General features: G+C 56.1%; 17 protein-coding genes. All 17 read right to left on the bottom strand.

Annotation, left to right across the window (positions count from 1 at the left end; all coding sequences use genetic code 11):
- Positions 1–16 precede the first annotated feature (16 nt).
- A complete protein-coding gene (locus B1C80_RS20625) occupies positions 17–940 on the bottom strand; it encodes an SIS domain-containing protein (RefSeq protein ID WP_077923110.1) in 924 nt (307 codons plus the stop codon).
- A 4-nt stretch (positions 941–944) separates the two neighbouring features.
- Positions 945–1865 (bottom strand): DMT family transporter, encoded by a 921-nt coding sequence (locus B1C80_RS20630; RefSeq protein ID WP_236648866.1) that lies wholly within the window; start codon positions 1863–1865, stop codon positions 945–947.
- 65 nt (positions 1866–1930) lie between these two features.
- Complete coding sequence (locus tag B1C80_RS20635; RefSeq protein WP_077923111.1) at positions 1931–2857, bottom strand: ROK family protein; 927 nt, start codon at positions 2855–2857, stop codon at positions 1931–1933.
- A gap of 148 nt (positions 2858–3005) precedes the next feature.
- Positions 3006–4466, bottom strand: a complete 1461-nt coding sequence (locus B1C80_RS20640) for a beta-galactosidase (RefSeq protein ID WP_139361702.1) — start codon at positions 4464–4466, stop codon at positions 3006–3008.
- Between the two features lie 81 nt (positions 4467–4547).
- Entirely contained in the window at positions 4548–6410 is a 1863-nt protein-coding gene (locus B1C80_RS20645; RefSeq protein WP_077923113.1) for a heparinase II/III family protein, read from the bottom strand.
- Entirely contained in the window at positions 6398–7414 is a 1017-nt protein-coding gene (locus B1C80_RS20650; RefSeq protein WP_077923114.1) for a zinc-binding dehydrogenase, read from the bottom strand. The genes B1C80_RS20645 and B1C80_RS20650 overlap by 13 nt, the downstream gene beginning before the upstream one ends.
- 156 nt (positions 7415–7570) lie before the next feature.
- A complete protein-coding gene (locus B1C80_RS20655) occupies positions 7571–7963 on the bottom strand; it encodes a VOC family protein (protein WP_077923115.1) in 393 nt (130 codons plus the stop codon).
- Complete coding sequence (locus B1C80_RS20660) at positions 7960–8763, bottom strand: sialate O-acetylesterase (RefSeq protein ID WP_077923116.1); 804 nt, start codon at positions 8761–8763, stop codon at positions 7960–7962. Before B1C80_RS20660 ends, B1C80_RS20655 begins: the two co-directional genes overlap by 4 nt.
- Entirely contained in the window at positions 8756–10858 is a 2103-nt protein-coding gene (locus B1C80_RS20665; RefSeq protein ID WP_077923117.1) for a heparinase II/III family protein, read from the bottom strand. Before B1C80_RS20665 ends, B1C80_RS20660 begins: the two co-directional genes overlap by 8 nt.
- 8 nt (positions 10859–10866) lie before the next feature.
- Positions 10867–11586, bottom strand: coding sequence for an RraA family protein (locus B1C80_RS20670; protein ID WP_077923118.1), 720 nt, complete (start codon positions 11584–11586; stop codon positions 10867–10869).
- A complete protein-coding gene (locus B1C80_RS20675; protein ID WP_077923119.1) occupies positions 11583–12314 on the bottom strand; it encodes an SDR family oxidoreductase in 732 nt (243 codons plus the stop codon). The genes B1C80_RS20670 and B1C80_RS20675 overlap by 4 nt, the downstream gene beginning before the upstream one ends.
- A 21-nt stretch (positions 12315–12335) precedes the next feature.
- The gene (locus B1C80_RS20680) at positions 12336–14075 is read right to left on the bottom strand and encodes a sodium/solute symporter (RefSeq protein ID WP_077923120.1); all 1740 of its coding nucleotides are present in this window, start codon (positions 14073–14075) and stop codon (positions 12336–12338) included.
- A 72-nt stretch (positions 14076–14147) separates the two neighbouring features.
- Positions 14148–16217 (bottom strand): glycosyl hydrolase 115 family protein, encoded by a 2070-nt coding sequence (locus B1C80_RS20685; RefSeq protein ID WP_161492797.1) that lies wholly within the window; start codon positions 16215–16217, stop codon positions 14148–14150.
- Between the two features lie 30 nt (positions 16218–16247).
- The gene (locus B1C80_RS20690; RefSeq protein ID WP_077923122.1) at positions 16248–18209 is read right to left on the bottom strand and encodes a DUF4861 family protein; all 1962 of its coding nucleotides are present in this window, start codon (positions 18207–18209) and stop codon (positions 16248–16250) included.
- Positions 18210–18215: 6 nt separating this feature from the next.
- Positions 18216–19652, bottom strand: a complete 1437-nt coding sequence (locus tag B1C80_RS20695) for a hypothetical protein (protein WP_236648867.1) — start codon at positions 19650–19652, stop codon at positions 18216–18218.
- A 105-nt stretch (positions 19653–19757) separates the two neighbouring features.
- On the bottom strand, positions 19758–21158 hold the full coding sequence (locus B1C80_RS20700; RefSeq protein WP_077923124.1) for a hypothetical protein: 1401 nt from the start codon (positions 21156–21158) through the stop codon (positions 19758–19760).
- A gap of 164 nt (positions 21159–21322) precedes the next feature.
- On the bottom strand, positions 21323–23959 hold the full coding sequence (locus B1C80_RS20705) for a glycosyl hydrolase-related protein (protein WP_077923125.1): 2637 nt from the start codon (positions 23957–23959) through the stop codon (positions 21323–21325).
- Positions 23960–23968: the final 9 nt, after the last annotated feature.

The following is a 23968-nucleotide window of genomic DNA, read 5'->3' on the forward strand; positions in this document are numbered from 1 at the left end:
CTCGGCCCGGAACCTGTTAGATGGCTTCTGTTACTTTACCGCCCACCACGAACGTTTCGCCGATGTTCATTCCCTGCGCCATGTAATACGCCATGAAATTGAACGGTACGATAGTGTGCAGGATAGAAAACGGTTCGGCCACATCGTCGGGAGCTTCTACCGTCAGCACCTGCGCCCCGGCCCGCTCAACCCGCTCCGACAGCCGACGGGTGCGGTCGTAGGTGGCTCCCTTCGCCAGGATCTGAATCAGAAGGCTATTCGTCGCCGTTTCTTTGGGACCATGGTCGTACTGCGCCATGGGCAGCCCCTGAAACGAGAGTTTGGTGCTTTCGCTCAGGATCAGAGCGGCTTCGTGGGCCGTGCCGATATTGGGACCGCTGCCTGTAACGTACATACCGTGCAGCGGATGCTGCTGCCGCAGGGCCAGTACCCGCTCGGCCAGCTGCTGCCCCTGCTCGTGGTACTGCCCGAAGCGTTCGGTCAGTTGCCGCACGGCCGCATCGGGCAACAACCCAAACCCCCGGAAGAGGGCAACGAGGGTGTTGACGTAGGTTTTGGACGATGAATACTGCTCCAGCCCCGCCCCGATGGCTACCACACGAGCCACGTTGGGGGCAGTACACAAGTCGCTGGCGGGATTGTTGGACACGGCCACGTACTGATCAAACAGGTCGCGGCACCACAGCACTTCGCTGCTCTGGCCCGACTGCGACAGCAGCACGGCCATGGGCGCCCGCTCGTCTCTGGCCAGGTAATACACGTACTCCGAAGCCAGTTGGGGGAAAATGGGCAGACCCAGGTAGCTGAAGGCCAGGGGCGCAAAATACGACGAGCCCATACCGAGATACGGCACGTGTAGCGGCAGCGGGTCGACCGGGCTGCGGAGTCCCTCGCGGGCCCGGTCGGGAATTTCCAGAATTTCGGCAAGTACAGGATTCATACGTTCAGGGATTGGCGACGGGCACACCGTCAGCCGGTACGTTTTCTTTTTCGTAGGAAAGGGTCAGCGCCCCCGCGACGGCGAGCGCGATACCCAGCGACTCCGTTACGGATACACTTTCGTTGAGAAAGACAATGGCCAGCCCGATGGTGAAAACGGGTTGCAGCGCCCCGGCAATGGTCGTTACTTTAGACGCTTTCCCTTCGGCCCCGTAGGCCACAAAACTGGCCAGTACACCCAGTCCGTTCAGCATACCGGCCAGCGAACCGAGGCCCAGGGTTTGGGTTGAGAGGTTGAGGTCGGCCAGGCCCAGGCCTGCGAACACGAGCGCAATCATCACCGACGACAGGATGAAGCTCACGTACGACCACTCGGCCGATATATGGTTGGTCGTTTCTTTCTGAGCCGCACTGAACACACCCCAGAAAAACAAGGCGATCAGCGAGTATACAAGCCACGGACTAAGGCCCAGACTGGTAAAAAAAGCGGTTGGATTGTCGAACAGCAGCGATTCGCCCGAGAGCATGACTACCGCCGGAATGGCCAGCAGAATGCCAAGCGCGTTGAGCCAGTTAAGTTTTTCCTTAAACACCAGCAGCGCAATTGCGATGGTAACGAGTGGGTAGAGGTTGGTTACAGGAATAACAATAGCCGCCAGCCCACCGGCCGTGAACGCCTGATAGACGGCTACATTGCCCGCTACGGCCAGGGCGCCGGCCACCAGTCCCCAGCCAATGCCCCGGCGGTTCGGGCGCTGCGTACTGAGTTTGCGGAGGATGAGGGGCAGGGTCAACAGCATCCCGGCGCTGAACAGCACATGGTTGGCAAACGGCGACACCTGGTCGGAAATCAGCTTGGCCACTACGCCCCAGGAGCCCCAGAAAAAGGCCGCGGCTATCGAGTACAAAATCCAAGATTTCATCATAATGAATGGTACTAGAAACGGGTGACACGGAAAACCAACCCAACAATTCGTGTTTACGTTCTTACTTATGTTTGCTCAGTGAACAGGGCGGCACCGCCCAGAATACCAGCCTGCTCGCCCAGTTCAGAAACAGCGACCCGGGTTTTGTACGCCTTGTATGGATTGAGCAGACTGGGTGTATGCAGCTGGTCGGTCAAGTGCTGGAGTCCTTTCGCAATACCTCCGCCCAGCACAACAAGGTCGGGTGCGTAGAGATTGATGTAGTTGTCGATGCCAGTTTTCAAATAGCCTACGTACTCGTCAATGATCGCCCTGGCGTCGTCATTGCCTGCCAGCTGCTGACTGAAAATGGTTTCGGCAGTCGGTGGTACTGTCGGATAGGTCGCTGCCCAGGCCCGGCGGCTGGCAATTCGCTGGATACCCGCCGAGGAAACCAGCGACTCCAGGCAACCCGTTTTACCGCAGTAGCATACGGCATCACTGCTTACAACGGTCAGGTGCCCCCCCATGTGGGCAAACGGAAGCGAGCCATCCAGCCGCCCGTCGATGGTGAAGCCCAGTCCCAAGCCGGTGCCCAGCGTCAGCACCAGCACCCGACTAACTCCCCGCCCCTGCCCGTAGAGCGCTTCGCCCAGGGCTACCACCCGCGCGTCGTTGTCGAGCCGGCAGGGCAGGCCATGCTGCCGCGTGATGAGATCGGCGAGAGGATAGTCTTCCATGAAGTCGAGAAAGCCGTAAGTCGAATCGACCACACCACCGGCAAAAACGAAGCCGGGCACGCCGATGCCCACCCCCGCCACCTCAGTCTCCTCGGCTGCGGCCCGGTCGGTAAACAGACGGATGGCTTCCCCGATCAGGGCCAGAAAACGCCCGCCGTCTCTGGTTTCGGTCGGGGTGATATGCATGGCTTCAACCCGCCCGCTGGCGAGGTTGACCAGGCCGATTTTGGTGCGGGTTCCGCCAATGTCAATACCAATTGCGTGGGTTTTCACAGAAGGTCAATGGTAAAGTTAAACGAAGGGATCCGGTGCCCGCGAATCCGTCATTCTGCAAAACAGCGCGCTGTCGGTTTTTTCCCGGTTTTGGCCGTGTCATTTCAGTCGGCCAACGGACTGTACCGTTGCTTCGCCACGTACCGATTTACTGGAACTTAACCAGACTTTTATCGGCAATCAGGATAGGCGCGTCGTAGACCGGCATGTTGGTAAAGGTATAGGTCGAGCCCGTCTTTTTCCACTGACCGGCCGGAATCTCGTACACGCCCCCGCTGATGAGGTCGACGTAGACCGGCTGGTCGAAGTGGCCGTTGATAAAGGTAAAAGTCAGGTTGCGGGTCTTGTTGGAGTCCGTGGGGATATACTCGTCGGACCAGATGGTGTAGACCTGTTTCCCGGTGTTTTTGTGTCGGTAGCCGTACACCGCCAGGCTGCGGTCGGTACTGCGGCTGTAGACCACCTCCGATTGATCGGCGGGCAGGTAGGCGTTGTTGTACGACGGCTTCAGTTTCTTCAGCCGCTCCAGCGAGTTATCGAAAATCGACGTTACATGCTGAATGGCGTAATAGGCCATCTTAGGCCGGATGGCCCGCTTGGTCGAGTCGGACTTGATAATGCCCTTGTAGTTAAGCCGGTTGATAGGGCCGCTGGTATAGGCCATTTCGATGAGCCCGAAAATACTCGTTTCAATGTCGTGACCCAGGTCGCCGAGCATCCGGCGCAGGTCCCATTTAGCCTGGGTCAGCTCGCTCCAGTCGTAGTCCCAGAGGGCGCCCCGGCCGCTTCCGCCCCCCGAGGGACAGCCGTTTTCGCCCTGCCGCAACGGAATGCCGGGCGCGTACTTGTCAAGCACCGCCCGCAGCTTCATCACCTTGCCGTAGTGTGAATCGGGGTTGTAGACGTAGTCGTGATAGGTGAAGTTATCGAACAGAAGAATCTTTTTACGGTCGGCCAGGATCTTAAAAAACCGGTCGGCATAGTCGAGATCGATGTGGCCCATGGCCAGGCCCGACACCCGCGCTTCGGGCTGAATACGCTTGATGATATCGACAGTACGGATGGTCAGGGCCGCAAATTTGTCGGGCGTGTTTTCCTGGTTGTCGCCAAAGTTGGGTTCGTTCCAGATCTCCCAGTCGACGACTTTGTTTTTGTACCGCTTCACCATGGCCTCCACCCAGCGGTCCCAGGCCGCCAGAGCCTCCGGCGAGGTTGGTACGCCCGCGCCGAGGTTGGCCCCGCCCCCGTTGGGATAGTTATGGTTGCCGTAGGAGGTCTGTAGCCAGGGCTGGAAGCCGCGCCGGTGGGCATCGTCAATGATGTAGTCGAGCCAGGCCCAGTCGTACTGCCCCTTTACGTTTTCGGTCTTGTCCCAGCCCGCCTGCATCCGCAGCCGTTTGATACCGAGGGGGGCGATGTACGCTTTGTACTGGTCGTAGTCGGTGAAGTCGCGGTCCATCGTCTCGCAGCCGATCAGCCAGTTAGACCCCGTAATCTCGCTGGTGGAGCGGGGTTTTACGGTGCCGATGCGGGGCATGGCAACGGCAAAATCGGTTTTCACCCGGTCGGGACGGGTGTCGATGGGCTGGGCAGTCGCAGGTTCACCCATCAGGGTCAGCAGGTTGGCCGCCAGGGCAATGGTGGATGTAAAGAAGGTAGTTCTCATGGTGGTACAACTAGCGAGTTAGGGCTACTTCTGGCCGACGGTAGCGCGGCCGGGAATCATGCGCACCTGTAAGGTTGTCGTTGTTTGAGCAGGTGTTTGAAGTTGAACTACGATGCGGCTGACGCCCGGATTCGCCGAATCCTGCCTGTTCCGGGGCTGCGACACATCGTCAATGACCACCGTATAGGGTTCCGATGCCGATAGCAGGAGCTCCAGCGACTGGTTATCCTGCCGCAGCAGCAGACCCCGGGGCGTTTTGCTCACGCTGGCCCTGGTCAGCCATTGCCAGGAAGCGGTCACCGAGCGGTCGGCGGTGGTCCAGACATCATCCAGCCGCACCGAACGGTCGGGCAACAGCCGGATACTACGCGTCACGCTGGCTACCTGATGCCGGTAGAGTGACGTCAGGTCGATACGGTTACCCAGGCTGCCATCGGTGCCGGGCAGCACGCTGATGCCGGCGTTCCCATCGACCTGCTGTGGCTGCTGGTCGAAGCGCAGGATATTGTGCCCCTCCGGCCCAACCCGGAACGTAGTCCAGCGGGTACTGTTCTGGCTGTAGTTCCAGAGGTCGAGTTTGGCGGCCCGCATCCTGTCGTAGCTTTCGGTACCCAGGTCAATGGCCCAGCGAACGCCATCGGCTTCGAGCACAAAACTGCCCACGTCCATGTGCGCGTGCGAATGATTGGGCGTTCCGCCCTTGATGGCCACGAACGTGGCCGCCGGGTCCTGCCAGGCCGACCGCATCACCGCCATCGACAAAACACCCTGCGAGGTCCAGTGGCGGGGCCGTGTAATGGTCGATTGTCCAGCCAGTTCCGGCTTCCACCACAACAGTTCGAGGGGTGTATGCCGATTCGCAGTCACGCTGCTTTTGGTGTTCGAGACAGCCGCCCGATACAAGGTGTTCACATCGGCCAGTTCCTGCCCGGCCAGATCTGGCCGTTGGGTTTCCCGGGCGAACCACAGCATAATGGGTTCATTCTGGGTTTCGAGGTGGTAGTCGGAATAGTTGACATCCAAACCACTCGGCCCCACCATTTGCAGGTTGTAATCGGCCGTTTTCAGAAAGCCGGGAAACTGTTCCAACCCGAAACTCTTACCCAAAGCCGAGCGCAACGCTTCGATCAGCAGCACATGAAACGTGGTTCCGTACGACCAGTAGCTGGGGCCTTCGGGATAAGCTCCGTCGGGCGCATAAACGGCTCCGGCATGGGGCACGTTCTTAATGGCCCGGTTGATGATTTTCGTAGCCAGTTCGGGCTCCCGTTCGGCAATGGCCAACGCCCCCACGGTCAAGCCACCATGGCACACCTGCGTCCAGTTGAAATCGCCATCTACCCAGCTTCCGTTTCCCTCCGCAACGTTCAGCGATGGCAATAAGGCATTTTTGACGATGGCCTGGGTAAGCTGGTTGCGTTCGTCAGGAGTTAGGTCATCATACAGCCAGTCGAGTCCGATACCCGCGGCCAGCGCGCCTTCGCCCACATCCAGAAAGTGGTTGGGAGCCCAGTCGGGCAGGGCAGCCAGTTGTACCAGTTCCTGACGGGCGCGGTTCAGATAGCGCTTGTCGCCGGTAAGCCTATAATTCATCGCCAGGGTAATAATACGCCCCTGCACGGTTCTCATCTGGCTAAACTTAAAACCCGTTGTCGGATACACGATTTCGGGAGCGGTCAGGAGCCGTTCAGCTTCGTGTTGTATATAGATTTTCAGCCGTTGAGAGACCGTATCGTTCTGGGTCTTCAGTTCAGCAAAGCGAGCCGCATTCGCCAATAAACGCGGATGTGCCGGCAACGTTCGCACGTCTATCTGGGCCTGAGCGCTGACATACGCGCCTAGCCAGACCACCCAGACCACACGAACGATCGAATTTATACGTCGCATTGTAATAAATATTTCATGCCCGCCGGGTTGTTGTCGATGGTCTCGAACACCGATTTGGCATCGGCCAGGGGCGAAATCTGGGTGATCAGCGCGTCGAGTTGTAAGGTACCCGACGCGGCCAGGGCGATGGCTTCGTCGAAATCTTCGGATTCGTAGACGCGGGCACCGATCAGTTTTAACTCCCGCCAGAAAAAGCGAAACAGATCAACGGCTTTGGGTTCGGCATGAATAGCCACCATCACGATCCGACCCCGGACCCGGGGCAGTTGGGTCATGGTCGTGACGCCCGCCTGAACACCCGACACTTCGAAAACGACATCGGCCATGGCGCCATTGGTGAAGTCTTCGACATGAGCGAGCAAATCCGTTCCTTTCGGGTTGACCGTCGCCAGCCCCATCGAATCGGCCAGTTGCAAACGGGTTTCATTTACCTCCGAAATCAGCACATTCGCTCCTTTCTGTCGGGCCACCAGCGCAATCAACATCCCGATGGGCCCACCACCGATGATCACGACGTTCTCGCCCGCTTTCACCTCACCCAGCCGCACATCGTGACAGGCAACGGCCAGCGGTTCGATCATCGCCCCAATCGTAAGCGGTAAGTTGTCGGGTAAGCGGTGGAGAGTGCTAGCGGGTACGTTCCAGTACTGCTGCATACCACCGGGGGTATCGATGCCGATAAATTTCAGGTTCTGCCCAATGTGCTGAACGCCGTTGTCTACCGGCATTTCCTGACCAGGCTTCAGCGGCCGAACCGTTACCCGATCGCCGGGTTGCCAGCCCGATACGCCTTCGCCCACCGTGTCGATTTCGGCCGACACTTCGTGGCCAATCACCTGTGGCAGTGAGAGTCGCTGCGCCATAGCACCGTGGTAGATGTGCACGTCGGTACCACACACGCCACAGTACGCTACTTTCAGACGAACCTCGCCGGGGGCAGGTGTTTGACTATCAACGTCCTGTAAATCAAATGTTTTATTTCCTGTAAACTGGAGTGCTTTCATGTGTTTGGATTTTTTACGTATAGACGCGACCCTTCGCGTCTCAGCATGCGTCAGCAATCTCATCTGCCTACCATCCGGTATATGAGACGCCTGTTTGCGAATGAAATTGCTGACGCGTGTGTGCTGGCGCATGATGAGACGCGAGGTGTCGCGTCTCTACAGTAACACCTGTCTTTCTAGAATTTGCAGCATATTCCCGTCGGGGTCAAAGAGGTTACGGACTTTGCCGCCACCGATGGCGTTGATGACCGAGCCACCCCAGCGAACCCCTTTGGTGTCGAGAAAAGCGATGGCGTCGTCGATGTTTTCGACGCGCAGGGCGAGGTGCGACCAGCCGGGTGTCCAGGTGGTGCGTTCAGGACGGGCGGTGTCATCTTTGGGCATCACTTCGAGCAGGGTGCCGTCGGGGGCTTTGAGCATCCAGACCGGCTTCGGGTGTCTGAACCACTTTTCGTAGCCGAATACCTCGCAGTACCAGTCGGCAAGCTGCTCGACGTCATTGGCCGCGACGCCGGGGTGATCGATTCCTTTTAGTTTTAGAGGATTCATGGCTTTTTCGTTTCCAGTGCCTGCATGGCATTTGCATATCGCCGTCCCAGCTCGCGGGCCGATTCGGCGTTGAAATGAGTAGCATCGCCCCCATCGGTCAGGCCCGATGCATCGGCGAAGGCTACCCGCGACAGCCGGTTGGGTAGATTGGACAACGTGGCATTGATTTGGGTAGCCGCCGGATTCTTCGATAAGTAAAAATCCCCCAACGTACCCACCACAACCGGCACATCGGGACTGCCGAACGCCTGCCGAAAGCGCCCGATTAGCTCCGTGAGCTTGGCTTCGTACCCAGCCGCCAGGTCGGGTTTGCTATCACTTTCACCCTGATGCCACAGAATGCCGTGCACCGTACCTGCCTGTTGCGCCAGTTGAACCCGTTTAATGGCTTCATCGTAGGGATAATTCTTCGTTTGCTCATGGTACCCTCCAGGAGTCCAGGCGTCGATGGCCGACCCGCCAACCGCCGTTGGAATCAGGCCAATAAACGCGTTGGGGTTCTGTTCGGCCATTAGTTTACCAAACGCCAAACCCGGCCCAACACCCACCACCGCTGGCTTGTCGAAGTGCATCGGCTCGGTAGCAGGCACCCACTGATTGGCTTTGTTCAGCATCCACACACGCGGATGTGGGGTTTTATCAAGGGTATCGACCTTGCCACGGCCCGCCATATTCGACTGGCCTGCCAACACATACAAATGGAAATTGGCACGGTCCAAACCAGTTGGCAGGGAGGGTTGAGCCACCGTGCTGAGTTGGCTTGAGAGAAAAAAAGCATTCAGAAGCAGGTATTTAGCCATGATCGGGCATTCGTTTTAGAGAATAGTGGCCCGATTCGTTAAGCACATCCCAACGTCGGCCATGCCCCGAAACTAACGAAAGCTGATGGGCTTCGTCATCCTGTACGATTAGCGTCCATTTTTTCTGCCCGTTCGATAGCGTGAACGCGTTTTTATCTACGGTTAACGCCCAGCGCTCCAGCGTGATAGCGTCGTCGAGGGCAATGGCGTGAACGACCGTCCGGGTGGTTGCGGGAGCCGTTTCTGTCCAGCGGTAGAGCAGGCCACTACCGGGTTTCCCTTCGCCATACTGGTTGGGCTGTACGTGGTAGGCATCGTGGACGTACCCATAAACGGGGTGCCCGATTTTACCGTTGCCACAGTGAAACAGCTTCATACCGGCCTCATTTCGTCGAACAGTTAGGCACGTAGGTTGCGTATCGACCTGCGCCTGACCGTCGCGGTTATTGACGAGCCAGTTCCAGACCGTTGTCACGGGTTGGCTTGCCTCGATCCGGTCAATGACGAACAAAACATTACTCCCCGCCATGAGCCAGAATCTTGAAAACGTGTCGATAGGCGCACCGCAAGCGTTACCAATCTCCGAGCCAACGACCGAAACGGGTTCATCGTGCGCAACAATCAGCCGCCGATTTCCTCGGTCGACAGCCGGACCGGGGACGCCGTTGATCAGCAACCGACGAGGCAGCACGCTTTTCTGCTCCAGCATGGTGGCTTTGGCCTTATCCTCCTGCAAACCCAGCGTTTCTGCTTCCACGAGGAAGGTGCAGGTGTTGTGTGTTTGCGTGCTGCTCTCCAGGCCGTGAATCAGGTTTCGGTAGCAGCTATGTCCGGGGTCGACCAGCAGCCGTTCGCGCTTATGCACGAGGATAAAACTGTTCAGATCGCCGTGCAGATGGCCGGGACCGTGCAGCCCCTCTCCCCCACCGTTGATGGCTACGATGGTCTTTCCGTCCCAGGCGTCGCGCATAAACGTGTGGCCGTTACTGAATGCCGTCGTCAGCGGCAAACCCACTTCTTGTGGACTGGCGGCTTTTGAATCGTGGGTCAGCAGCGGCAGGGTCAGAAAACCCCAATCGTTGTGCATCCCGAAGGTCGCCAATTCGTGCGGCCCCTGCGTAGGAACGGTCTCGTAGTAGCTGGCAAACAGGCCACGCGCCAGTTGCTTTTCGTCGTCTGTTCCGGCATGAACGGCCAGGTGTAGCAATAGGTCGCCGGAAGGCCGGAACAGGGCCGCGCTGTCATTGAAATTGGCGGCCCGGGCGCGGGGTTCGGTGCCCCAGAAACCGCTTCCATTCTCAGCAAGAGGTTTGGCGTAGAACATGCTACTGGCCACCCAGCGAATGCCCTTTCCATACGTACCTACGTCGAGCAGGGCGGCTTTTTCCGGGTACGTTCGGCTCAGCGATTCATAGGCCAGCATGAGCGCAAACGCCAGGTAATTGCCGTATTGCAACGACTCGCCGTAGGAACCATCGGGCTGGAATGCCAGTGCACAGCGTTGCCATTCCGATACGTATTGATCGATCAACTCCTGCTCGTTAAGAACCGCTGCCGCTACCAGTACGCCCGACATCAGAATGCCCCGCCAGTTGGCCAGGTGCGTGTTTTTATCGATCCACCGCCGACAGAGAATAATGCCTTTTTCGGTCAGTGCTTGCCGTACTTCGGCCTGTTCCGACTCAGAAAAGACGTCACGAGCCAGATCATAAACGGCACTCAGCGCCCAGCACAAATGCGCCGTTTCCAGGTGTCCCGTCAGCGGCTCCAAATGGTCACGAAACGCTGGTCCAGCCCAGTCGTAAGCAGATGTTCGGGCAATATCGAGCGTGACGGTGCGTAGCCAGTTGGCCAGTCCTTCGTCGGGTTCCAGCGCATACAGCATGGCCGCGTCCGACAGGTATTCGGCTGCCGGATAATACCAGGCTACGGTGGCACCAGGTCCTAGCAGTCCCTTCGTGGCAACCCGTTCGTAGACGCGTTTGTGCAAAGCCGCATAGAAACGACTTACCAATGGCTCGCCGTTTTGGAGACCCGTCAGAATCCGGGTACGTTCGGTATCGGTTAAAAAGCAAGATGCTTCGTTCCTCAGCATGACAAAAATCAGAAGTACCCCCCGTTTTTCACTACGTCGGTTGGTTTCATGCCGCTTTCGACCATCTCGCGGATTTCGTCTTCTTTGTGCAGGATTTTTTCGGCCGCCAGTAGCACATCATACGCAATGTTCTGCGGGATCGAAATCACCCCGTCAATGTCGCCGAAAATCCAGTCGCCGGGCTTTACGGTTACCTCGCCCATGAGCACCGGCTTTTGATAGTGGTGCATCCGAAACCGACCGAGCATGCCCGTGTTGGCTTTGTACTTGTGAAACACCGGAAAACCCAGTTCCAGAATCGCCTGCGTATCACGAATGCCGTTGACTACCGCGCCCCGGCAACCTGCTTTTTTTGCGGCCATGGTCATCACTTCGCCCCATTGTGAGGTGACGGTGTCGCCCGTACAATCCCACACAACCACCGAATCGGCGTGCAGGTCTTCGAGCATCTGGGCGCGCATCTCAAACTCCCCGTCGGTCGTAATGTCGGGGCCACCTTTCACGGTAAAGGCCAGTCCGGCCATTTTCATGGCCTCGCGCAGGGGCGCAAACTCGGGCGGCAAACTGGTGGCGTGCATGTTGTAGTTGAACCGCAGCACATCGTTGACCGCCCCCGTGTAGAGCCGCAAATACCGCTCGCGCATCTCGGCAACCGGGATGGGAAAAGGCGATGCCGCAACAGCCTGGCCGTTGCCGTTCGTGTGGGTATGGAGTGTGTTCGTTATCATCCTGCCAGAAAATTCATGTTGTCGAAATTAATTTCACGGATCACCACGTAATCCGGTTGGTTGAGCACGAACGTGATCACGTTGGCTACGTCCTCTACCTTCAGAAACTTCTCACGGGGCACCTTGCGATCGCCCCAATAGTCGCTATCGGTAGGGCCGGGATTTATATCAGTCACTCTGATCCCTTCTTTGATGACCTGATCGGCCAGACCACTGCTGAGACCACGAGCGCCAAACTTCGAAGCTGCATAGACCGGGGCATTGGGGTTCGTACGCTGTCCAGCCATTGAAATTACGGTCAGGATATGCCCCGATTTCTTCGGCTTCATCACCTTCAGGGCTTCGCGGTTGCATAGAAAAACGCCCCGCATATTCACGTTGACCATCTGCTCATACGCATCCAGTTCTGTCATGGAAAGATCGGTTGTCAGCACGCCCATACCCGCATTATTGAGCAGCACGTCGACGGTGCCAAAAGCCTCAAGACAGGCGGCAAACCCGGCCTGCACGTCGGCTTCTTTGCTGACATCACCTTTGAACGAGCGTAGGTTTTCGTGCTGTACTTCATCGGAAAGCTGACGGGTTCGACTGAAGTCGAAGACTTTTGCACCCTGATCGAGCAGTTGCAGGGCCGTAGCCTTGCCAATGCCACCCGATGCGCCGGTGATGAAGATTACTCGGTCTGCGATCCGGCGGTCGGCGTCCCGGTTATTGTTGAGGTTATTCATATGTGTAAGGTTGTGATTCGATTAGTGTACGGTTGTTGCTGTGGGAACTTCTTCTTTAAGCAGAGCGGCTGCTTTTCGTGCCTTGTACCATAAGAAAGCAGAGAGAGCAAGACACACGCTCCCGGCTCCCAGCGCCAGTTGCCCGCTCAGCATAGCCCGCGAGGGGAAGCCCATGATGACGAACATGAGGCCGGTGAGCCCGAAAGCGATGCCATACATCAACTTGATAGCATCGGCAAAGGCATCGTCGTTTTTACTTTCCTGGACCGGCACAAACGGCACGGTCAGTTTGTGGAAGAAAGCCGCCACGCGCTTGTTGTAGGCGCTATCTGCTGATTTAAAATAGCCCGACAGGATGAATACCGAGAAGCAGAACCCGATTTCGACCAGTGTGGCAATGGCCCAGCGCACCTCATCAATGACGCCCGGACCGGCGAGGTTGAACGCATCGGTTTTCACAAAAAACACATGCAGCAAGAAACCCAACGCAACCCCACCGAACAAGGTTACCAACGCGCCCCAGGGTTGCGGTTTGGCCATGAGCACACCCACGATAACGGGCACGATCATGGGCACAGCGAAAATGCCCGCCAGCAGTTTGTTGGCTTCAAACGCCCCGCCAAACCCGGCCACAAACAAAGCCCCGACCGTAACGATAGCCCCCACCAGTAAAGTCATCAGTCGGCCGACGAGCAGGCTTTCTTTGCCACTGGCGTTGGGCCGGAACACACGCTGGTAAATATCACGGGTCAGTACGCTGGCCGTCACGTTGTATTCGGCACTGAGCACCGACATGGTGGCGGCAAACATAGCGGCCATCATCAACCCCATAATACCCGACGGAAGCAGCTTCACGCACAGGCTTACATACGCCATTTCGGGGTTGGGCAGGTTGGGCAGAATGACCCGAGCAGCCAGGGGCGGAAACAGGAAAATGATAGGGAAAATAAAGAAAAAGACCGCCGACAACCCCGCCAGTTTCTGCCCGTCGGTTTCGGTTTTGGCACTGTAGAAACGCTGAATGAACGTCCAGTTGCCGAGGTACCGGATGATGAGCAGAATATAATACGTGGTCAGCCAGATCGGAATGCCTTTCTTACCGTTGAACCAGGTCATGTTCTGGGGTATAACCGCCTGCATATTCTCCAGGCCGCCAGCGGCATTGTAGGCCAGGGGCACCAGAATCAGCGTGGCGAAAAACAGGATTACAAACTGCACAACATCCGTCACAATCACGGCCCAGAAACCGCCAACGACCGTGTACAGCGTCACAACAATACCACAGCCGATGACGGCCGTTTCGAACGGCATTCCCGAAGCCGCCGTGATAAAGAGCCCGATGGAATACAGTTTGATCATGTCGTCGAGCAGTTTGAAGGCCACACCACTCCACGAAAACAATTGCCGAATGGGGGCGTTATAGCGCGTTTCGAGGAACTCGACGGGGCTCATGATGCCCGCCCGTTTCCAGCGTTTGGCAAAAAAGCCAATAGCAATCAGAGAAGGAAACACGGTACTCCAGATCACCGTAATGGCCACCAGTCCATCGGAGTAGGCGATGCCCGCGTAGGCCACAAAGATGAAGGTGCTGAACTTGGTCATGAAGTTGCTGATCCCACCAGCCACCCACGACACGCCACTCCCACCCTTGAAGTAGTCGTTGATGTTCTTGACAAATCGGCCCAGGAAAATCCCGATGCCCGACATCATAATCATGTACAGGACAATGGCCGTGTAATCGAGCGCTTTAAGTTGGTTCATACGGTTAATGAGTAAAAGGGGTCCGGGTCTTTATGGTCTTTTGGCTGAGGCAGTTCATTCGTCAGGCGCCTACTAGTTCAGGAGCGTTATCACTTCGTTGGTCAGGGCCTCTTTTCGGGCGAGGTTCAGCTTCTTGTCGCCCCGGTACCAGTCTTTCCATTTCTCGGGTTTAGCACTCAACGCTTTGCCCTGCTGAGCGAGCGAAATAGCCCGCGTAGCCTCCTGTAAATGCTGTATTACGCTGCTCTTATCGGCGGCATCAGCGGCCAGTTTCGCCTGAATAAGGTGCATGAGCCAGTCTTCCAGTCCAAGCATTATTTTGATTTGGGCAACAAAGTTGACTTCGAAAAATAACCGCTGCTCGGGCGTTAGCTGAGGGGCTATTTTTATCGCCAGTGCGTCGGCTCGCATCAGTCCCTCTCGCTGCCGGACAACCCGAACCAGCTGTTCACTAAGGGACAAATCGCCCGACCGCATATCGCCAATCGCCGACTTTATCCATTTGCTCTCCTCCGTTTCGGTCTGCTTGTTTTTCAGGATAGCCTGGTACTGAACCGAGTCGGTCAGTTGAGCTTTCAACTCGGTTAGCATACCTGCCCCAAGGCTGGCCGTTTGGCCGTCCATCAGAATTGGTGTGCCCGTGTTGTCGTTGAGGACAAAACTGTCGAAATAGGTCTGGTAAGCCTGGGCCACCGCCTTTGCGGACGAACCAAATCGCTCGGCAAACCACTGGTCGTTGAACTGCCGGGTATCAAATCCGGCGAAGTCACGCAGCATCTCCGCCGAAGCCGCAATGCCTAGTTGAAACTCCCGCACGTTCGACACGTTCAGGATGCAGTAGGTCGTATCGCCTTTTTGCACCGCCTGACTCAGTACTTTATAGGTTTGCGCAGGTGGCACGATCTGCACCAGATGAGGCCCTGAACCCCATAGCTGGTGGTGGTAATACACGCCGTAGGTATTTTTTTGCGAACGGGGCGTTTGCATGAAATCGGCCTGCCAGCGCCACCCCGGCGAATTGTCGGCAAAAACGACGGTTACTTTTTCTGGTATACGAAGGTGTCCGGCCTGGTTCAACACCGAGCCTTCGGCCCAGAGCGTGGTGGTCACAGGTGGGTTCGGGCGAGGGTCTACTTCCTGAATCAGCCGCATCTGAAACGCCATCGCGTCGGAGATGAGCTTGCCCCGGTCTGCATCGGTTTGGGGGGTGTTGGGGTCGGCCAGCCACATGGGGCGGTCGGCAATACCGCGCAGGCCAATCTGCCAGATTACGTTTGGGTACTTCGCCCACTCACGAGCATATACCCTCCATACTTCTTCTACCTTCTCGCGATTACTGAAGTATGAAAACAGCGGACTACTGCCGTCTTTGGCTTTCCAGTAGTTGAAATACGAAAACGCGCTCACGCCCATTGGCTCCACATGGTGCATGGAAACGAACAGACCCCGTTTGGATGCTTCCTGAATCAGAGTCGCTTCGGCCGGGTTTCGGATGTCGATAAAACTGGCCGGAATAATCAGGTTGAACTGAAGCCGAAGGGCCGTTTCGCAGACTTTGGCGATAAGGTTGGGGGCGGCTACCTGCTGGTAAAACGGGTAGTCGATGTTTCGGCGGCCGGTATTTGCGTACCACTCGGTCAGCAAATCCTCGTCATTAATGAACCAGCCCCGGTATTTAAAGGTCGGTTTTTTCGACTGGTACTGAATGGTTTCCCAACGTAACACCGCTTGCTTTCGGGGCATGCGATCATTCCAGAAATACATGGGGTCAACGCCCAGATACTGCTCAGCGAAGTAATAGATGCCAAAGACGGTACCGAGTGGATTGGTTCCGGTGATGTACAGATCGCCGTTTCGGACGTTTAGCTCAAATTGCTCCGGGGCTGACCCCGCTTTGGTCTGAATGAATACAGCTGCCTGACCGGGCATTTTCTTGTTTGCTGTTCCCAGCGTTTTGCCCGTAATTTTTTCTACATCATGAATCAAATCCCGAACAGCCAACCGTACGGGTTCTGTCTCATCCCCGGTCAGCACGATTACAGCCCGCTGCGATTGACTGACTAATACAAACGGTGCTTTCTGCTGCCCAAAAGCGGGCAACGTACACCATAGCATCAGCGGTATCAGCAGCAAACGCTTCATAACAAGGCACCTTATCAGGCTATTCATTTGCTAAAAGGTCAGTTTGGGTAATTCATTTTCCAGGTACGTTAGCCACTGCTGCTTTGTCTTTACGTGCGGGTTTTTGGTCCAACCCGCGCCTACGTAATAGGTAATGGGCTGACCCGCTTTGACGTTGACCAGCACGAACTGTTCATTTTTGTGGGTGGCAAACCCGCTGATGAGCGCGGGGTTGGCAATGATGCTGGTGCCCAATTCGCCATTAGCGGGCAAATACGATTCCCAGACGTTGAGCAGGCCGGTTTTGGGATCGGTCAAGATTTCGGGTTTGTCGTGGTCCGGCATTCCGACATAGGAAATGCCGATGCCGACCGTGATTGGCCCTTTATGATCTGTCTCGAATGTGCTGACGACTTTGAAAAAGTTCGTCCCCATTTTCATGCTGATCACCTTGCGTTCCGACACCATAAAGGGCCCCGCCGGTCCGCCGTCCACTTTCCAGGGGTCGAAAACCAGCTCGAACGCGATTTCGTCGGGGGTGTTCTTTAGAATTTTGTGCGTGGCGTAGGGCTGTGAAATGTAGGGCTTGTCGTTCGACCAGATGGCTGTTCCGCCGTTGCCCCGCCCGAAACCGACGTGGAAAAAATCGCAGCCCTCGCCCCGGTCGATATGGTATTCCAGCCCCTCGGCATTCAGGCTGTACCACTTGTCGGTAATGGGGTACTCGACGGATTTTGTCCAGACGTCGATGCCACTGCTGACCCGGTCTTTTACGGGTGGCCCGTAGACCCGGAAGGCCACGCGGTCATTTTCCCAGAGGATATTCCCGTTGGCTTCGGGCATATACCGAACATACGTCTGCGGCTTGCGAAGCGAGGCTTCGTTAGCCACGAAATAGCCCGCCGTTGGCGCGTCAATGGTAATGATGCCCAGTTTGGCGGCTTGCGTAAAAGCCAGAACAGCCGGGCCAAATGCGTGCTGATCGTTGAATTTCCAGCCCTGCTTTTTGTAATCGGCTTTGGTTCCTTTTCCCGGACACAGGCAACTGCCGCAGGTATGGCTTACCGATCCGTCGTCGCCGATATAGGCCATGTAGCCGCTCAGGCCCTTTTTGAAGGCGGGCAGATACGATTGATCGAGCACTTTTTTCTCGATGGCAATACCGATGGCATACAGCATCAGTCCACTGCCCGACGTTTCCACATACGACGACGTATCGGTCATTTCCTGGTGCCACAACCCGTTTTTGTTCTGATGGCTGAGTACCGCCGTAAAGAATGACTTCGCCAGTGCGTTGACGGCTTTTTTCTGCGGGTGCGAATCGGGCAAGTCGCGGACCAACGAAGCCAGCCCGAACGCGCCCCAGCCGTTGCCCCGGCTCCAGTTGTCCTGCGAAATCACGCCCTTCCCCTGAAAACCCCTACCCTGATGGAGCAGGCCGTTGGCATCCTGAAGAACCCTGAATAGCTCCAGCGTTTCAAACACCGCTTTGTCCACGTATTCGGGTTTATTGAGCGCCAACCCGCTGTAAAGCAAGTAAGGCGTTACGGCAAAAGCCATGTCGATAAACACCTGATCGAGACTGTCTTTGGCCCAGTTGGCGGTCAGGATTCCCTCGGCAGAACGCTTCTGTTCACTGACCATCTTCTCCGCAAAGCGGGCTACCTGATCAGTCAGCGCGGGCGACTTTTTCAGGTACGTTAGGTAAGCGGCCCCGCTGCCTCCGGCCTTGTAGCTGATAAAACTCCCCCGCCCGTCGATCTTGCCACTGTTGAACTGCGCGAATAGCTCAAGCGCCCGGCTCAGGGTTTTGGGGTCTTTTTGAACGATGCTCAACTCCGCCATGCCGTGCATCAGCAAACTGCCAGGGTACAACCCCATATCGATGGTAGCCAGCCCCTTGTTCAGCACCCGCTCGGCCACGGTCAGCGTAGCGACCCGCTTGTCCGCTTCCGGTTGAGCAAACAGCAGATTACTCATCAGAACGAATAGAAAGAGAAGCTTGCTGTTCATGGATGTTTAGAGTCTAAAAATTGATTTATCAGCGATCAATACGGGCGAATCGTAAACGGGTACGTTGCTGAAGGTGTAGGTTGTACCCGTTTTCTGCCAGCTTCCTTTCGGGATTTCGTAGATGTGCCCCGTCAGCAGATCGACCCAGACGGGGGTATCGAAATTTCCGTCGCTGATGGTGATGTCGATGGGTGTGGTCGTGAACAGGTTCGTGGGCGTTTTGCTGTCTAACCAAACGGCGACCAACTGCTTTTTTCCCGCTTTTTGCTTGTATCCGAATAAAGAAATCGACTCTCTAGCGGTTGTTGTCGCGTTGAAACCGGGAATTAGTTCGAGCCGGTTGTCGAACACACTGGCCAGATTCTGCACCGCGTAGTAAGCGACTTTCGGGCGAATGACGGTCTTGTCGAGATCCGACTGAATCAGGCCTTTCATGTTCAGCACCGGCGTGTCGCCCGCATACCGGATGTCGATGATGGTGAACACCGACGTTTCAATGTCGCGCCCCAGATCGCCGAGCAACCGGCGCATATCGTACTTGGCCTGCGAATATTCGGTCCAGTAGTACTTGTCGAGGGCGTAGCTGGGGATGTAGCCGGAAGGCGCTCCGTTTTCGCCCTGCCGGAGCAGGAGGTTGGGCGCGTATTTGGCCAGTTGCCGTTTGAATGAGGCCACGCCTATGTACGATTGTTCGGGCCGGAAGGCGTAACTGTGGTACGATACCCAGGTGAACAAATCCAGTTTTTTCCGGTCGGCAAATACGGTCAAGGCCCGGTTCAGGTACGTTGTGTCGGTATGGGTAGCGAGGGCCAGGGCTGCAATTTTGGCCTCCGGCTGAATGCGTTTGATGATCTCGCCCGTCCGGATGTTTAGCTCGGCGGTTGTTTCGGGCGAATTTTTCTGCATCGGATGGTCGGGCTCATTCCAGATTTCCCACTCCTTCACCCGGTCTTTGTAGCGGGTGACCAGCGCCGTGACCCAGCGGCCGTAAGCCGCGAAGCCTTCGGGTGAAGTCGGCATACTGTTGAGCAGACCCCGCCCGCCACCGCCTTCATAAATCGGATTGCCGTACGAGGTTTCGAGCCAGGGGTCAATCTTGTTGGCAACGGCAAAGTCGATGATCTCGTCGAGCCACGTCCAGTCGTACACCCCTTTCACTTTCTCGCACTTGGCCCATCCTGCCTGCAACCGGATTTTCTTGACACCCAGCGGAGGCAGGTACGCTTTGTACCCGTTGAAGTCGGTAAAATCGCGGTCAAGGGTTTCGCAGCCCACTGTAATGCGCGACGAAGCAATGTCGTTTGTTGACCGTGGCTTCAGCGTTCCGATTCGCTTAAATTTGACCGACAACGGCGTTTTAACCCGCTCGGTTGAGGTATCGATAAACTGGGCAGATGCGGTGCCTGAAAGGAGCAGTAAGTAGGCGAACAGGAGATTTTTCATGTGTTTGTAGAGACGCATCCTTGCGTCTCCCGTGCGTCAGCAATTTGTTTTTCGGCGTACCATCCGGCGGTGAGACCGGTCCGCCGGTGCGGCAAGGATGCGTCTCTACAGATGTACGGCCGATTTCTCGGCAATCAATACCGGGTAATCGGGTATGGGTATTTCGGAAAATGTCCAGGTGTCGCCTGATTGTTGGCACTGCTTTTTGGGGATCTCGTAAACTTTACCCGTGATCAAATCCACGAAAACTGGAGTTTTGAACTGACCCTTGATAGCTATCATCGTTGGTTTGGCCACATATTCCTCGGCGGGTCGGGCTTCTTTACTCCAAAGGGTTACCAGACTGCCCTTTGTTGATTTGTGGCGGTATGCAAACCCGTTCACCGTTTCCTGATTTACGGTTGGTCTGACATCGGGCACTCGCTCGATTTGATCGTCGAACAGCGAAAAAACGTGCTGAGCGGCTTTGTAAGCTAGTTTAGGGCGCTTGATGGTCTTGTCGGGATTGGTTTGCAACAGGCCTTTGGTGTTTACGCCAACCATGTGGTCGCCGGCCGCGTAGTGAATGTCGGAGATGGTAAACAGGTTAGTGGCGATGCCCCGTCCGTGGTCGCCCAGCATCCGTCGCAGGTCCCATTTAGCTTGCGTTAGCTCGCTCCAGTCCTGATCGCGCATAGCACCGATGGTAATTTCTTTGGGGGTCGACGGTGCCCCATTTTCACCCTGCATAAACACAACGCCCGGTTTATAACTCCAGACGAGTTTACGCATCTCTTCAATCCTTGGATACGAGGTGTCGGGGTTATGCGCGTAGCCGTGGTAGGTCATTACATCGACCAAATCGAGCGCATTTTCCTTTTTGAGTGTCTCATAAAAGTCCTTTACAAAGTCAAGCCGGGTCACGCTGGCCATACCGAGCGCAATCAGTCGAGCGTTGGGTTGGATAGCTTTAACCAATCGGGCTGTGCGGATATAAAACTCGCCGATTTCTTTACCCGTGTGCGATGGGTTGAGGTCAGGCTCGTTCCAGATTTCCCATTCCGGCACCTGATTTTTGTAGCGCGCTACGATGGCACGCACCCAGTTGTCCCAGGCGGCCAGGGCTTCGGGCGAGGTTGGGATGTGGCCCGCCAGCTTGGCTTCACCCCCACCCTCATAAATTGGGTTCCCATAAGAAAGCTCGACCCAGGGCGCTACCCCGCGCGAAGCCGCATCGGGAATAACCACGTCGAGCCATTTCCAATCGTATACCCCTTTCGTTTTTTCACACTTGCTCCAGCCGCCCTGCAACCGGATCCGTTTGGCCCCCAATGGTCCCAAATACGACTTGTACGATTGGTAGTCGGTGTAATCGCGGTCGAGTGTTTCGCCCCCGATGCTCCAGGTGCTCGATTTGATGGATTTGGCATCACGCGTTTTAAGTTGCCCTACAACCTTCCAATCAGGTTGTGCCAGAATGAGTTGAGGTAACAGAAGGCTGACGGCAAGAAACAGACGACGAAGCATAATGGTGTTTTAAGGTAGGTTATCAGTACTCATTCATTAGTTGTTTGACAAAAAAGGCCGCCAGGATTCCCCGCGTCGGCGGCCCGACGGCCTTTCCATTCCAACCTATGATTAATCAGTTTACTCAAATACGTATTGACATTTATGGACAATCAAGCTCTCGTTTAGAATTGAATCCGATACGTGTTCAGTTGACGAGGGCTAAAACTCGTTTTCAGACTGGTACTAATAGGCTTCAGCACCTGCTCATTGGTTTCAATATGCGTGGTTTGCCAGGCCCGGCGGATTGGCAATGCCCAATTCAGCGTGGGTGTGGCGGCCGTTTTGTTCAGATTCCAGAACCGGGCAATCAGACCGTTGTTGATTCCTTCTTCGCTCGGTTTCAAGCCCCAGATCAGCAAGCCCGGAGCGTCGGTTTTCAGCAGCGAGAATGTCGTTTCAGGATAAGTACCAGCATTACCCGTTACGGCTCCGGCTACGAGCGGATTTTGGTGTTCGAGTGCAAACTTCATGGCAACCAATGCGTCGAATGCACCCGAGTGAGTCGTCAGGGCAAAGTGGTAGCGGAGGTCTTTTACCCCATTCTGATTGTAGATACCCAGCCGGAGCGTGTCTTTTTTGCCGGACCCATAGGTATCTACCTGCCCGCCAGCCAGCGCGTTCAACTGGGCCGACGTTTCCCAAAGCGAATCGGGCCGGGCCGCCGTTGCGATGCTTTGACCCAGCTTGAAGAAACTGCAATCCTGATTCGAGATCGTGACCCCGTAAGTTGGTTCGGCGACGTCGGCAAAGTGGTTGAAGGTCTGGTAATCATGCCGGGCATTCTGGCTGGCATAGTGGCCGCCACGAGTCTCCTTTTTCGCGGTCAGAATTGCCCCCAACTCTTCGTGGTTAGTCGTTGGCTTATCGAGGTTCAGTGAAAACGACCAGGCTTTCACATCCCCAAAATTGGCTTGCAGGCTGTCTTCAATATCGATCCGGTTGTTCCGAAACAGCGTTACCCGTACCGTATGAGCAATTGGGTCGTTGGAAACCGCTTTGAACGTGACCGATACGGGGCCTTTATTTTCCGCGACCAGCGAATTACCCGCGTCGGGATTCGTGGTACCAATGTCGTTCAGCAATCGCCCATAGGTCGGCTTCACCAACTGACGGTTATTCGCTTTCCGGTCATAGAGTTCGCTGATGACACCCGACTTTTTCAGCCGAATTCGGTAGTAGTCGTTCTGAATAAACTCACCCGCTACCTCAGCCGCGTCGGGCCATCGAGTCGGCGATCCCTGCTGAATTTCATAGACCTTGTAGCCGACGGATGGTACGTTTTCGGCCCAGATGCGCACGAATGATTTGCCGCCTTTTTGAATCAGCTGACTAATAGCCTCCCGGTTTATCTGCAAATCAATCACCCGGACAGGGCCATTTCCGGCATACGCAACATCAGCAAAATCGTTTCGCGACCAGTTCAGGGGATTGAATACGTAAAACCGCTGTGCTCTCGCTCCCGGGTTGGCCTTAAGCTGCTGACCCATCGCCAACACCGCCCGGGTATAGAGCGAATCTACGTACCCGACAATCCGATGGTGCAGTTTGGTTTGCCAGTTGGCTCGCTCGCGTTTCGATACGGGGCCATCAGCCGTCCAGTCGTGCTCCCAATACAGGCCATAGGCTTCCCAGGCCAGATCGCGGGCCGTTTTCAGGTCGCGGGCAAAAGTGCTGTCTTTGAGCGATACCAGAGCCGCCAACCCCTCGGCCGACCGTAGTTTTTCGGTGGCCCGGCGAATATGGGCGGTGGTTTCGTTCATCGAGACGGGGTACAAATCCCACTCGTTGCCATAACTCACCGACTCAGTCGGGAGCTTCGGGTAGGTACGTTCAACGTCGGCAAAGAAGTCTTCTTCGTTCGAGACACGTACCCGGCGAGTGGCCGTCGAGTACCGTTGGGCTGCGGTGGTAAAGGCGGGCGACACATAGGTATCCAGATCATCCCAGCCATAGCCAAACGCACCCGCTACATTGAACGGATAAACCGAACGGGCCGAAACGGTATCGCACATCGTGCTCAGGTCGGTTATCACCTTACCCATGTCGCCCACAATATCCGTTGGCACTTTCTCGCGCCGGGCTTCGGCGTAGCCGCCCAGTGTCCGACCGTTATAGATGGGTCGATTGTACCATTTCATGATGACGGACCGGCCATCCTGACCCATATAGCGGTAAAGTTGGTTTCGGCGGTGCGCCAGACTTTCGTGGGATATTTTACTCGCGCAGCCACACACGCCCCGCCAACTGTATTTGGCCCCCGCCCCCGCCCAGAGCGAACTCAGGCCGAGTGGCAGCGTCTGGTTTTCCATGCATACCGCCATCCTGAACCGTAAATTCCACTGCCGTTCGAGTTGCCCGGCGTAATACATGCCCCGCAGGACCGCTTCGGTGGGTTGGCCCCCATACGTGCTGACCAACCCATTGAGCGGACTGCTGATATGCCCCGACCGAATGCGACCAATGAGCCGTTCGAACTGGGCCGGACTCCGAAACTTCTGGTACGTTTTGAGCCAGTAACTGCCATCACAATTGAACCGCGCCTGAAAATCATCGGGTAAATGCTGGGTCGAATCGATCTGCCGGAGGTAATAGTCGAGCATACGGACGAACACCGTGTCGTACTGCGCTTCGTTCCCCGTCCACATATAGTCGGTATGGTCGTCGTTGGCCAGGTACAGTCGTTTCACCGGCTGCGCGTTCAGAGGAAACTCCAACAACAACAAGACAACTCCCAGTAAGATGACGCTCAGTCGTGACATGGCCAATGG

Source organism: Spirosoma sp. 209, from assembly GCF_002006735.1.
Lineage (GTDB): Bacteria > Bacteroidota > Bacteroidia > Cytophagales > Spirosomataceae > Spirosoma > Spirosoma sordidisoli.